At 33.3% G+C, this 12,111-nt stretch carries 14 protein-coding genes; 6 read left to right on the plus strand and 8 right to left on the minus strand.

Annotation, left to right across the window (positions count from 1 at the left end; genetic code table 11):
* Nucleotides 1–7 precede the first annotated feature (7 nt).
* Genes M2098_RS04440 through M2098_RS04460 form a run of 5 tightly spaced genes read left to right on the plus strand, consistent with a single transcriptional unit; the run spans nt 8 to nt 4,644 of the window.
* Entirely contained in the window at nt 8–1,912 is a 1,905-nt protein-coding gene (locus tag M2098_RS04440; protein ID WP_280681904.1) for a PRD domain-containing protein, read from the plus strand.
* A gap of 11 nt (nt 1,913–1,923) precedes the next feature.
* Nucleotides 1,924–2,241, plus strand: a complete 318-nt coding sequence (locus tag M2098_RS04445; protein WP_280681906.1) for a PTS lactose/cellobiose transporter subunit IIA — start codon at nt 1,924–1,926, stop codon at nt 2,239–2,241.
* Nucleotides 2,231–2,524, plus strand: coding sequence for a PTS sugar transporter subunit IIB (locus M2098_RS04450; RefSeq protein WP_280681908.1), 294 nt, complete (start codon nt 2,231–2,233; stop codon nt 2,522–2,524). The genes M2098_RS04445 and M2098_RS04450 overlap by 11 nt, the downstream gene beginning before the upstream one ends.
* Nucleotides 2,525–2,542: 18 nt before the next feature.
* Entirely contained in the window at nt 2,543–3,826 is a 1,284-nt protein-coding gene (locus M2098_RS04455) for a PTS transporter subunit EIIC (RefSeq protein ID WP_280681910.1), read from the plus strand.
* A complete protein-coding gene (locus M2098_RS04460; RefSeq protein ID WP_280681912.1) occupies nt 3,826–4,644 on the plus strand; it encodes a tyrosine-protein phosphatase in 819 nt (272 codons plus the stop codon). Before M2098_RS04455 ends, M2098_RS04460 begins: the two co-directional genes overlap by 1 nt.
* A 64-nt stretch (nt 4,645–4,708) precedes the next feature.
* Here the strand turns inward: M2098_RS04460 and M2098_RS04465 are convergent, their stop codons facing one another.
* Both M2098_RS04465 and M2098_RS04470 read right to left on the minus strand, forming a co-directional pair.
* Nucleotides 4,709–5,542, minus strand: coding sequence for a hypothetical protein (locus M2098_RS04465; protein ID WP_280681914.1), 834 nt, complete (start codon nt 5,540–5,542; stop codon nt 4,709–4,711).
* A 126-nt stretch (nt 5,543–5,668) separates the two neighbouring features.
* Nucleotides 5,669–6,598, minus strand: a complete 930-nt coding sequence (locus M2098_RS04470; RefSeq protein WP_280681916.1) for an aldo/keto reductase — start codon at nt 6,596–6,598, stop codon at nt 5,669–5,671.
* 124 nt (nt 6,599–6,722) lie between these two features.
* Here M2098_RS04470 and M2098_RS04475 point away from each other — a divergent pair, with 124 nt between their 5' ends.
* A complete protein-coding gene (locus M2098_RS04475; RefSeq protein ID WP_280681918.1) occupies nt 6,723–7,259 on the plus strand; it encodes a DUF5662 family protein in 537 nt (178 codons plus the stop codon).
* A gap of 25 nt (nt 7,260–7,284) precedes the next feature.
* Here the strand turns inward: M2098_RS04475 and M2098_RS04480 are convergent, their stop codons facing one another.
* The 6 genes from M2098_RS04480 to M2098_RS04505 all read right to left on the minus strand — a co-directional run bounded on the left by M2098_RS04480 (nt 7,285) and on the right by M2098_RS04505 (nt 12,094).
* Nucleotides 7,285–8,055 (minus strand): methyltransferase domain-containing protein, encoded by a 771-nt coding sequence (locus tag M2098_RS04480; RefSeq protein ID WP_280681919.1) that lies wholly within the window; start codon nt 8,053–8,055, stop codon nt 7,285–7,287.
* Between the two features lie 9 nt (nt 8,056–8,064).
* Nucleotides 8,065–8,871, minus strand: coding sequence for an endonuclease/exonuclease/phosphatase family protein (locus M2098_RS04485; RefSeq protein WP_280681921.1), 807 nt, complete (start codon nt 8,869–8,871; stop codon nt 8,065–8,067).
* Between the two features lie 64 nt (nt 8,872–8,935).
* Entirely contained in the window at nt 8,936–9,574 is a 639-nt protein-coding gene (gene deoC / locus M2098_RS04490; protein ID WP_280681923.1) for a deoxyribose-phosphate aldolase, read from the minus strand.
* The gene (locus M2098_RS04495; protein WP_280681925.1) at nt 9,564–10,403 is read right to left on the minus strand and encodes a sugar phosphate isomerase/epimerase family protein; all 840 of its coding nucleotides are present in this window, start codon (nt 10,401–10,403) and stop codon (nt 9,564–9,566) included. The genes deoC and M2098_RS04495 overlap by 11 nt, the downstream gene beginning before the upstream one ends.
* Before the next feature lies 1 nt (nt 10,404).
* A complete protein-coding gene (locus M2098_RS04500) occupies nt 10,405–10,908 on the minus strand; it encodes an HAD-IA family hydrolase (RefSeq protein ID WP_280681927.1) in 504 nt (167 codons plus the stop codon).
* 169 nt (nt 10,909–11,077) lie between these two features.
* Entirely contained in the window at nt 11,078–12,094 is a 1,017-nt protein-coding gene (locus M2098_RS04505) for an SIS domain-containing protein (protein ID WP_208318281.1), read from the minus strand.
* Nucleotides 12,095–12,111: the final 17 nt, after the last annotated feature.

Raw genomic sequence — 12,111 nt, forward strand, 5'->3', positions numbered from 1 at the left:
AAACATAGTGAATAAACAAATATTAGAATTATTTCAAGCAAATGATGTTCTATCACTTGAAGATTTAAAACAAAATCTTCACTTTTCAGAACGAAAGGTTCGAGGATTATTAAGTCAAATTAGACAAGATGAAAAATCCAATGGATTTAAAATCGTAACCGTAAGTAAACGTGGGTACTTCTTACAAATAAACAATCAAGAAATGTTTGATACGTATATGAGTAACCAAAAAGGAGACTTACAAGATTATATTGGAAAAAAGGAATATCGAATATCTTTAATCCTATTCCTTTTACTTCAAAATACTGGGTTTATTTCAATAAACCAAATCGCACAAGTGTTGGATGTTAGTAGACGTACAATCATTAATGATTTAAGTGAAGTAAAAAAGCAATTACACGCTTATGACATCGAATTGGAATCACGATCTCATTACGGAATACGAGTTACTGGGAAAGAAAAGGATATTCGTCAGATGTTGTCAAGAATTAGTGGAGATATCGCTAAAACACAGGAGATTCCAATTGAATTCTTTAACTTCATTGAACAACTCGATTTTACTAAAGAAACAGAGAAATTTGTGTCGTTACTTAATCAATACAATATTCTTATGACAAATAATGCAATTGAATCCATACTATTTCATTTGAAAATACTTGTCTATCGAATATTGCAAAACAACTACATTAATGAAATTCGAATCAATCGAAATATGATTGATTCAACGATATATTCAATCACCAATGAAATCATTTCCTTTATTGAAGAAAATCACAATATCCACGTGACAAGTGATGAAATTGATTTAGTTGCTTCTCAGATTTTTGGAAAAGCTAGTTCAGAAAAAATACCAGAGAAACAAAAAAATGAAATGAGTGCTTCCATTGAGAGCGTACTTGCCAAATTGGATAGTGATTTTGAGACAAACTTCACAAATGATGAATTATTGAAAGAGAGTTTATTATTACATTTACATCCATTACTCATGCGAGTTTCATATGGATTAACTTTGAGTGATTCCTTAATTGGATCTATATCCGTACAACATATGAATGCATTTTTAGTCGCAATTCAGTTTATTGACTATCACGATGAATTGAAGGGTTGCAAGTTATCACGTGATGAAATTGGATATTTAGCACTTCATTTTGCAACTCACATTGAAAGAGAAAATCAACGTAAACTACAGCAAATTAAGAAAATTGCATTTGTGGCTGATAACATGAGAAGTTCTACCTTATTTATAAAGACAAAAATTCAATCGTGTTTTCCATTAGCAAACGTCATCGTAATCGCACAAAGTAATATTGACAAACACGATATGAGTGATATTGAACTGATCATTACCACAGAACCAATTCATATTGATAAACAACAAAACAAAGTTGTTATGATCAGCGAACAGTTTGATGAAATGGAATTTAGTAAGATCAAAAATGAAGTGATATTTACAGTGGACAACTATACAAATGAAACACTGGGAATAAAAGAATTGTTTTATGAAGATTTATTTATCGTAAAAAAGAGGGGGGATTATATAGCCTTAATTGAAGAAATGTGCAGTAAAATGGTGCAACTTGGTTATGCACAAGACGGATACAAACAATCCGTATTAGAAAGAGAAAGTCGGTTTTCTACCATTTATGGAAATGGTATTGCAGCACCGCATAGTTTAAAGCAGATGGGAAATGTTGACAGTATTGGAGTCATCTTATTGGAAGAACCAACTGTATATGATGGAAAAGAAGTACGATACATATTTGTAATAAACGTTAAAAAAGGACATCTACTTCTACACCAAGAAATCAGTGATTTCCTAGTTCGATTAATGAATGATGAAAACAAAGTTAAGCTATTAGAGTTAGTAAATACATATCAAAACTTCAATGTATTTATTAAAGATTATTTGTAAGGAGAAAACATATGGAAGAAGAAATTATGACTATTATTTTAAATGCAGGTGATGCACGTTCAAAAAGCCTAATAGCTTTGCGTTCTGCTAGAAAAGGGGATTTCGAACACGCAGAAAAAATGTTAGAACAGGCTGGTAAATCGATGGTTTTAGCACATCAAACACAAACTACATTAATTCAAAAAGAAATATCTGGTGAAAAACAAGAAGTTTCTTTATTGATGGTTCATGCACAAGACCACTTAATGACAGCCATGGCTATTCGCGACATGGTCGATGAATTGGTAAAATTTGCGAAAGATTTGAAAGGAGAAAAACATGGTAAATAAAATATTACTTGCTTGTTCAGGGGGATTTTCAACAAGCATGCTGGTTCAAAAAATGAAAGAAGCAGCAGAACAAAAAGGATTAGCTATTGAAATTTTAGCAGTTGGAGAGGATAACATCTTTGAACATCTGGATTCAGATGTATTGTTATTAGGTCCACAAATTGGACATAAATTGGAAGATTTAAGTGAAGAACTAGATTTTCCAGTATTTGTAATCGATATGATGGATTATGGAACAATGAACGGTGAAAAAGTATTATCAGAAATATTAGAAAAAATCTAAAAGAGGGAGGATTTAATAATGAATCAAAATTCATTTTCACAAAAGTTAAATAAACTAGTGACGAAATTTTCGAATAACTTAGTTGTAAAAACGATATCATCAGGGATGGCACGACTATTACCAGTCATTATGATTGGCTCGGTAGTAACCTTATTGATTAGTTTACCAATCGATCCATGGTTAGAATTTCTTGCAAGTTCAGGATTAGGTGCAATTATTACGATTGGATCAACAATGACAAATGATATTATTACGATTTATTTAGTTGTTGCATTGGCATACGATATGGCACGACTACTAAAAGTAAGTCAAATTAATGCAGTTATGGTTGCAGTAGTATCATTCTTTATTATTACACCAATGACTGCCGCAATGATTGGTGAAAATACAGTAAATGTATTTACTACAACATATTTAGGTTCAAGAGGGATGTTCGTAGGTATATTTGTAGCATTAATTTCTACATATTTATTCTACTTATTAACGGAAAAAGGACCTAAGATCAAAATGCCTTCAAGTGTACCACCAGCAATCTCAGGTTCATTTGAATCATTAATTCCAGCAATTGGAGTTGCAGCATTATTTATTGTTATTAGTGCACTATTCTCATTAACATCTTGGGGTGATGTTCATTCAGCAGTATATGCAGTATTACAATCTCCACTTGAAGGATTAGGAAGTTCGATTTGGACAATGGTGTTCTTAGCCTTATTAGGTGAGTTCTTCTGGTTCTTTGGAATCCACGGAAGTAACGTTACTAGAGCTGCAAACAGTACACTATTTACACCACCAGCAATTGAAAATGCTTCAAATATTGCTGCAGGATTACCAGCTACAAATGTAGTTAATGCATACTTCTTAGATGTATTTAAAGGTCCAAGACATACGGTATTATCAGCAATGTTATTCTTTATGGCGAAATCAAAACAATTAAAAGCAGTGGGAAAAGTCGCCGTAGTACCAGGATTATTTGGAATTAGTGAACCAATGAAATTTGGTATTCCAATGGTGTTTAACCCAATTATTTTAATTCCTATGTCATTAGCACCAGTTATTTCATTATTAATTGCATATTTTGCAACAGCAATGGGACTTGTTCCAGTTGTATGTATCGCTGTTCCTTGGGCAGTTCCACCAATTATTGGAGGATTCTTAGCAGCAGGATGGCAAGGAGCAATCTTACAAATCGTTCAAATGATCGCAATCTTCATCTTATATTTACCATTCTTCAAATTACTTGATAAACGTAAATGTGAAGAAGAAGCAGCAATTGAAGCACAAGCCACAGCAGAGGCTGCATAATGAGCAAGATTATCGAATTAGAAGGTACCTTTAATACTCGGGATATTGGAGGCATCAAAAATCGTGATGGAAAGACAATTCGCTATAATCGAATGTATCGCTCAGATGCTTTAAACAAATTAAGTGAAAAGGATATCGACTTCTTTAAAGAAGTCGAACTAAAGACAATCATCGACTTTCGTGGGGCAAAGGAAGTCGATGATGCTCCTGATGTAAAAATTGAAGGAGTGCAAGAAATCAACCTTTCACCAAACGCTGAAGTCGCAAATTTAGCAAGTGGTAATATCGTTAATGATAAATTAAAAATTGATACCTTATTAAATGAAGTTAGTACACAAGAAGGAATCGATAAACTCCAACTTCGAATGGATGAAATGGCAGAACAAATGCGTGAATTAGTAAATGATCCATTTGCAAATGCACAATATGCAAAGTTTGTTGATGTACTTTGTGATGAAAACAACTATCCATTATTACATCACTGTAAAGGTGGAAAGGATCGTACTGGATTTGCGGCAATAATTACGTTATTCATTCTTGATGTAGATATACAAGACATCAAAGCAGATTACATGCTAACTAAACAATGTATGGCTGCAAGAAATGAGCGACGTATGGACGAATACCGACAATATACAGATAATAAAATCGTACTCGAATACTTATCAGGGTTGATGCAAACAAAGGAAATCTATTTCGATGCCGCAATTGATGAGATACATAAATTATCACCATCAATTCCAGCGTATTTAGAAACATACTTAGGTCTAACACCTGAGAAGAAGGAAAAAATTAAATCTATATTCTTAGCAGAATAAAAGAAAAAAGTTATTGGTTTGAAAATCAATAACTTTTTGTTTACTCAAAATGATGTAATAAAACTTACACCGACTCGATTTCGTCTTGTGAAGCTCTATATAGTTTCGCATACTCATTATACAAAAAATCAAAGAAAAGGTTTGTTGCATACTTGCGATTTACAACTTCCTTTTTAATCGTATCTTTTGATATTTGATGTGTATAATTATATAAAACATGATCCGTCAAACGGATAACATCATAAAATACTGGATGTGTATACTGCATGTTTAGTGTTACCAAATATATAGGGCACCCAATGGATTCCAATTCTTCTACAATCGTATTTGCTAAAACCGCGCTTGATGAAGCAACAATCACAACATCATCCTTTGTAATTTGTATGTCTTTACTCTTTTCAAAATTGATTATAATATCCCATAAGCAATCAAATCGTAAAAACTGCATTTGCATATCTTCTACCATTCGGGTAGTTGATGTTGAAGTAAGCCAATAAATATTCTTTGAATGAAACATACATTTAGCTAAATCTTCAATTTTGTTTAGAACATTCAACTTATTTTCTTTGAAAAACTCTTGTATCTCATTCATATCTGCTAAATGATCAAGCATATAATTTTGCCTTCCTAGCTCTATTTCAAACATACTAATGTCATAAGGAATCGCAAACTCATTTTTGAAATCTAAGAAACTCTCGTGATCGAGTCTTGTAAAAAATCGTCTGACAGTCGCTCGCGATACATGACATTCTTCAGACACATCATAAATATTTATATCTTTAATATTATCAAAACGTTTCAAAAAATATCGTGATAGAATTTTTTCCGTTGAATGTATAGGAGATTCATTATAAAGTCGTAAAAGAAGTAAAAACGTTCCGTATCTTTCTATTGCCATAGTATTCCCTTTCAGTGCATTTCTCTAAAATAAGTTTACCACACTTCATTGACACATAGTATAAAACGACACAGTATTCAAACAAAAAAACACATAGATTTTTACATCCATGTGTTCTTTATTTCCTTATGGTAATGCGTGCCCAATTGCATCAATGTAAATGTGGTACCATTCTTCTCTACTTAGTTCAACATTACATCCTGCACACATCTCACGAAGGTGATTCACACTTGTTGTTCCAAAGATTGGTTGGAAGTTTGCTGGGTGGCGTAAGAACCAGGCAATAACAACTGCACTTTTACTAACATCGTATTTATTTGCATACATATCTAATGTATCATTCAACTTTTGATAGTCTGGGTTGTTTAGGAAAGTTCCTTCTTCCCAACTTGCTTGCATAATACTCCATGGTTGAATCGTAACATCATGTAAACGACAGTAATCAAGAATACTTCCATCATGATCAATACTTTGACTTTCTTTCATATTCGTAAATAAACCTTGTGTCATCATTAGTGAATGCACTGGACTTAATTGCAATTGATTGAATATCAATTTTTGTTTACATGCTTTTTGTAGTAATTCCATTTGCATTGGATTCATATTACTCACACCAAATGCTTTTACTTTTCCACTTGCTTCAAGTTCATCAAATGCTTCAGCAATTTCTTTTGGGTCTGCTAGTGTATCCGGTCTATGTAAAACCAATACATCTAAGTATTCACAGTTCATTCGTTCAATACTTTGATTTACACTATTGATGATGTGTTCTTTACTAAAATCAAAATATCCTACATGTTCACCACGACGAATTCCACATTTTGATTGAATGATCATCTCTTTACGTAGTTCAGGATTTTGTTTTAGTACTTCTCCAAATAATTTTTCACTTTTTCCACCACCATAAATATCTGCATGGTCAAAGAAATTTACGCCTTCTTTCAGTGCTTCTTTTACAAGTTCTGTAAAGTCAGTTACACTCATATCACTAATACGCATACAACCGAAGGCCAGTTGACTTACTTTCATTCCATTTTGTAATTCTAAATATTTCATTAGGTTCACCTCTTTTGTATTCATCATAAACCAATTTATGAAAAACTGCACCACTTTTCATCATTTCATATGATTCTTTTAAGTTGCTAGCAAACTTGGATTAGATTTATGCTATGATAATCATATGAATTTATGGCAAAAGTATTGGGGACATTTAACTACCATTAATAAACACAAGATTAAAGTTACTGCATTATGCTTTCGATGTGGAATATATAAACAAGGACTATTACATGATTTATCTAAATATTCGTGGGTTGAATTTAGTTCTGGTGTAAAATATTTCCAGGGAAATCGAAGCCCAATTGATGCAGAAAAAGAAGACAAAGGATATTCCTTAGGATGGCTTCACCACAAAGGTAGAAATAAGCATCACTGGGAATACTGGCTAGATAATGCGGTTGGTGGAATCAAGCCGATTCAGATGCCTACCAAGTATGTTGTTGAGATGTTTTGTGATCGTGTTGTTGCCTCTAAGATATATCAAAAAGATGCATACACAGATAGTAGTGCACTAGATTATTATGACAATGGAAATGGATATTTAATTATCCACCCTGAAACAGATAAGCTCATTCGACACCTTCTTGTATACTTAAGTGAAAACGGATTAGATAAAACTGTTGCTTATATTAAAAGCGAAATTCTTTCTAAGAATTAAAAAACCAGAAATCAACTCTGGTTTTTTATTTTATTGCTGTAAAGAAACATCTTAAAAACGGAAAGAGAACTTCTCCATTTTCACTAACTGGATATGATTCGATAATTCGATTGTATATTTCTTGTTCGAAGACTATTTTATTATGTTCATCTAATTGCTGATAATATGGTCTAAGCCCACTTCCTTTATACCATTCAAGTATATCTTTATGCGAAGGTAATCGGTGATAATATACGGTTGTCCATACATCGAAGGAATCAGTCAATCTTGCTAAAACATCAACGTATGCTTCTGGGGTTAGTTGATAAAAGATTCGTTTTGTATGAAATGTATCTTTCCATTTCGACTCATGTACAACATCATGTATAATTCTTTGAATCGGTGCTTCTTGGTTGATTGGAACTTGCACCGCAAGTACACCATTTTTATTTAACATATGAAATAGTTCTTGAAGTACTTTTTCATTATTTGGTACCCATTGCAAACAAGCATTTGAAAAGATTAAATCAAAGGTTTCATTTAGTGTATATAAATCTTTTGTAACATCAACTTGTTGAAAATTAAGATGTGGATAATCTTTTCTTGCTTTATCAATCATATCTTCAGAGCTATCAATTCCAATAATATGTGCGTTTGGATATTTTTGATACAACTGATTTGTACTATTTCCAGGACCACATCCTATGTCTAAAATTGTTAGCATTCCTTCTTCTGGTAATCTGGACACCAAATCAATGGAAGGTTGTGTTCGTTCTTTGTGATAGCATAAGTATTGTTCACTACTCCATTGATGCATGTTTCTCACCTACTTTACTTTCAAGTCTGCATAGACCATAGCATGATCAGAAAACGTCGTTGCTTGCATTTGCATCGAGATTACTTCAAATGCTTCGTCGATAAAAATATTATCCGGACTAGCAAACCCCATAAAGGTTATCAAACGATTGTCTTCATTGTTAAGTTGTTGTAAGCCTAGAAATTGTTCTTGTTTTTCATTCCAAAAGGAATTGAAATCACCCATAAGTATGATATTCTCTTTAGCAAGATTGTCTTGAACAAAGTTTACTTCCTTCATTTGCACGCGTTGTTGGTTCCATGTAAAGTGCGTGTTGTACACATGTACTTCTTTCTCACCTAATTGAATAATCGCTTCAGCCAGTATTCTAGGTTCTGTAAATATCTCTTGTGGTATTTCCCGAGAAATAACTTCTTTGATTGGATATTTGCTCAATATTGCTAACCCGTAGTGACCAGGAAATACAAACATCGTTTGATAGAAATGATAGTATGGAAAACCTAGTGCATTTGCAATTGCTTCAACTTGATCAAAATTACCTGAACGTAGTGCATTTTGATCCACTTCTTGAAGACATAGAATATCGATATCCATATCTTTTAGTTCCTCAGTGATCTTTGATAGTCCCTTTCCTTCATCAAGTAGTTTAATGTTATAGCTTGCAACACGTAAGGTATCTGGAGTATGCACTGAAGTATTAATATCAAAGTCTTTTCGATAACTTCGCGATTCAAATCGCCACACTAAAAAAAGCGCACATGCTACAACTAACAATACAATAAGTCCTACTAAAAATCGTCTTCTAATCTTCGCCATATAAAAAGTATAGCATAAACTGTATTAAAAAAAGATATGCAGCTTATTTACCGCATATCAATAACTATCGTTCTTCTTGTACAATTTCTAGTGCTTTTGTAGCTCCCATTACATCTGCACCTGCTTGTACAAATTCATTTGCTTGTGTAAGACTATGAATGCCACCAGACGCTTTTATTTTCACACATTCTGGTAAGATCTTACGCATGCATTTTACATCATCAATTGTTGCACCACCAAAACTCTTTCCAGTTGAAGTTTTAAGAAAAGCAGGCTTTACTCTTGCAGCAATTTTACACACTTCTTCCTTTGCTAGATCATCTAGCTTACACATTTCCACGATTGCTTTATCTACAACATGATATTTTCTACATAAATCAGCAATGGTTTGCATTTCTAATTCAATTTGCTCATAATCTTTGTTCTCTATATTCTCTTGATTTAGTACATAATCAATTTCATAGTAACCTAAGTCAATGAGTTTTTGAAATGCTTCTACTTTCTTGTCAAGCTTCATTATTCCATCAGGAAAATCGATTGCACATGCAATCCTTACATCGCTACCAGCTAATATCCTTTTAGCAAAATCGAGTTGATCTGGATATGCAAAAATACAACGCATATGATAATCAACTGCATTTTGTAAGTACTCTTCATAAGATATTTTACGATTCCATATATAGTCTAATCTTCTACCTATCATATGAAACTCCCTTCTTTTTCATTGCTTCAAAGTATGCGATGGATTGTGCGTCTGCTTGCGCAGGATTCGCATACGTCGTACGATCTACAGTTTCAAAAGAATAGAACCCCTCATAATGATGCTTGTTGAACTGATCAAACATCGTTTGCAAGTCTAGTTCTCCAGTACCTAGTGCCATATGTCCTGTCGGTTTTCCATCCACGAAATGACAATGCTGTATTCGATTGTTAAACACTTTAAAATATGTATCTACACTATCTTTAGCTGCTACCATAGCTCCGATATCCAAGCATACTTTTACATTATCGTGGTTCACTAGTGAAAGAAACTCAGCTAATTCAGATGCGCTATTTGCAATTCTGGATTCACGATTTTGTAAGGCTTCTATTGCTAGAAAGATTCCTTGCTGTTTTGCATAATCAGCTAATTTATGTAGCATACTTGCACTTCGTTTTCTTGCTTCTTCAACAGATTCATCATAATAAGACCAGCCTGGTGTCACGACAACAAAACCTGCATTTACCGCTTTAGCTAAATCAATTGCATTTTTAAAGTATGAAAATACTCGTTTTTTCGCATCTTCATTTCCTGTTGCAACATTATTTGGTTTTGGATTGGTTTGTTCTGGACATATTCCAATAATTTGTACATCGTACATTCTTTGTAAATCTTGTAATCGTTGTATATCTTCATACCCATTATAATCCACATAAAAATGCATAGGTCCTAGCCATAGTTCTACATATTTTGCACCATTTTCATGTGCATGCTTAAAAAAAGAATCAAGTGTATAAAATCGATGATGGGTATTCATTAATGCATACTTCATATTATTTTTCCTCGTTTAGTTTGTTTTTAATGATCGTATATATTTCGAATAAATCACTTCCGCATATATCTGCTGGTGATTGATCATAATGAAATCGTTTATCTTCCTTTGCGATGACATACATTCCTGCATCCTTTGCTGCTCGTATTCCATATGTAGAATCTTCAACAACAATACAGTTTTTCGGATTCACCTGTAATTGTTTTGCTACTTCCAAATAAATATCCGGATATGGTTTGCTTCTTTGCAAGTCCTCTCCACTTTGTTTAAAAGAAAAGTACGAATCAATTCCACATGATGTACACATGGAATCAATCAGCACTTTATTGGAAGCAGAGGCAATTGCCAAAGGAATTCCTTTTTCAGACAATTGCCTTAATATAATTTTTGTATATGGTTGCAGGATATATGGATATATATCTTGTACACGAACTAGTTGTGTTGCTTGTTGGTACATACTTTTTAATTCCTGGATAGAAATTGAGGTCGGCCACCAACTTTGCATGATTTCAAAATCTCTTTTTGGCTAGACCCCGCTAGTCGATACACATCTTGCATGGATACTTTAATATGATGCGAATCAAGAAACTGTCTCACTCGATACATGTAAAATGGTTCTGTATCAACAAGTACACCATCCATATCAAAAATGACTGCTTCTATTTTCATATGGATTAATATTCAAATTGACGGTAGTAACGTCTAGTGTTTAAATCATGTCCTGAATAGTGTTCTAAGTATTTAGATAAACGTCCATTTAATAATGCAGTAGAAACGATTGGTGAGATTAATGCTTCAAATTCTTTATCGAAACCAGGAACCATGTATTCAGCTACATCGATTACATTTAATTCATCTGTATATTTACTTAAGAATGCTTCTGCACGGTCATCGATTGGACGATATTTTCCAACACCTTTAACTAAGAACACACATACATCTTTTTCTACAAGTTCAATTGTTCCGTGGAAGAACTCAGCAGTAGTTACTGATTTTGTGCGCATCCATTGCATTTCTTCTAAAATACACATTGAGTATAAATAAACTTCGCCCCAAAGTTCACCACCACCTAACCACATTTGGTAGTCAGTGTTCCAGTATTTTTTCGCAATTGCATTTGCACGATCATCAAAATTCTTTTGTACATTTACCAATCCATCAACTAATTTATCTTGAATTTGTTGGTAGAATGTATCGAATTTAGGGAAATCTCCTTGGTTAGCTAGAAGCCCATAGAACACACCCATAATATTTAAGTATTCATATTCAACTCCGAAGAATGTTGCTAAAGGAATACACCATTTACTTTCTTTTCCTAATGGAGATGTTGGATCAATAACCATTGATGCAACACGGATACCTCTTTCGTTACACCATTTTGCAGCAGCTACTGTTTCTTTAGTATCTCCAGATTTTGAACCCATAATAACAATTGAGTCTTTCGTTAATTGTTTATGTCCAGCTAGAACAAGTTCTCCAGCTTGTGCTGTATACACAGGTACTGATGAGTATTCTTTTGCAATTTCTGCAAAGTGCATCATCATCGCGATTGTCCCACCAACAGCTACAAAGAATATATTTTTATATCCTTCTTTCGCAATTTCATCAGCGATTTTCTTTCCTTCAGCAATATATTCAATTTGCTTTGTTAAATTCTTTCTGTATTCTTCTTCGTTAAACTTCAACATCATTTTCTTTTCTCCTCCTA

The organism is Breznakia sp. PFB1-19, assembly GCF_029893935.1.
Lineage (GTDB): Bacteria > Bacillota_I > Bacilli_A > Erysipelotrichales > Erysipelotrichaceae > Breznakia > Breznakia blatticola.

What these genes read in the sequence shown, in the direction of transcription:
- M2098_RS04475 (WP_280681918.1), top strand. Translation starts at nt 6,723, where the DNA reads ATGAATTTATGGCAAAAGTATTGGGGACATTTAACTACCATTAATAAA.
- M2098_RS04445 (WP_280681906.1), top strand. Translation starts at nt 1,924, where the DNA reads ATGGAAGAAGAAATTATGACTATTATTTTAAATGCAGGTGATGCACGT.
- M2098_RS04455 (WP_280681910.1), top strand. Translation starts at nt 2,543, where the DNA reads ATGAATCAAAATTCATTTTCACAAAAGTTAAATAAACTAGTGACGAAA.
- M2098_RS04505 (WP_208318281.1), bottom strand. Translation starts at nt 12,094, where the DNA reads ATGATGTTGAAGTTTAACGAAGAAGAATACAGAAAGAATTTAACAAAG.
- M2098_RS04465 (WP_280681914.1), bottom strand. Translation starts at nt 5,542, where the DNA reads ATGGCAATAGAAAGATACGGAACGTTTTTACTTCTTTTACGACTTTAT.
- M2098_RS04495 (WP_280681925.1), bottom strand. Translation starts at nt 10,403, where the DNA reads ATGAAGTATGCATTAATGAATACCCATCATCGATTTTATACACTTGAT.
- M2098_RS04470 (WP_280681916.1), bottom strand. Translation starts at nt 6,598, where the DNA reads ATGAAATATTTAGAATTACAAAATGGAATGAAAGTAAGTCAACTGGCC.
- M2098_RS04480 (WP_280681919.1), bottom strand. Translation starts at nt 8,055, where the DNA reads ATGCATCAATGGAGTAGTGAACAATACTTATGCTATCACAAAGAACGA.
- M2098_RS04485 (WP_280681921.1), bottom strand. Translation starts at nt 8,871, where the DNA reads ATGGCGAAGATTAGAAGACGATTTTTAGTAGGACTTATTGTATTGTTA.
- M2098_RS04450 (WP_280681908.1), top strand. Translation starts at nt 2,231, where the DNA reads ATGGTAAATAAAATATTACTTGCTTGTTCAGGGGGATTTTCAACAAGC.
- M2098_RS04460 (WP_280681912.1), top strand. Translation starts at nt 3,826, where the DNA reads ATGAGCAAGATTATCGAATTAGAAGGTACCTTTAATACTCGGGATATT.
- deoC (WP_280681923.1), bottom strand. Translation starts at nt 9,574, where the DNA reads ATGATAGGTAGAAGATTAGACTATATATGGAATCGTAAAATATCTTAT.
- M2098_RS04500 (WP_280681927.1), bottom strand. Translation starts at nt 10,908, where the DNA reads ATGCAAAGTTGGTGGCCGACCTCAATTTCTATCCAGGAATTAAAAAGT.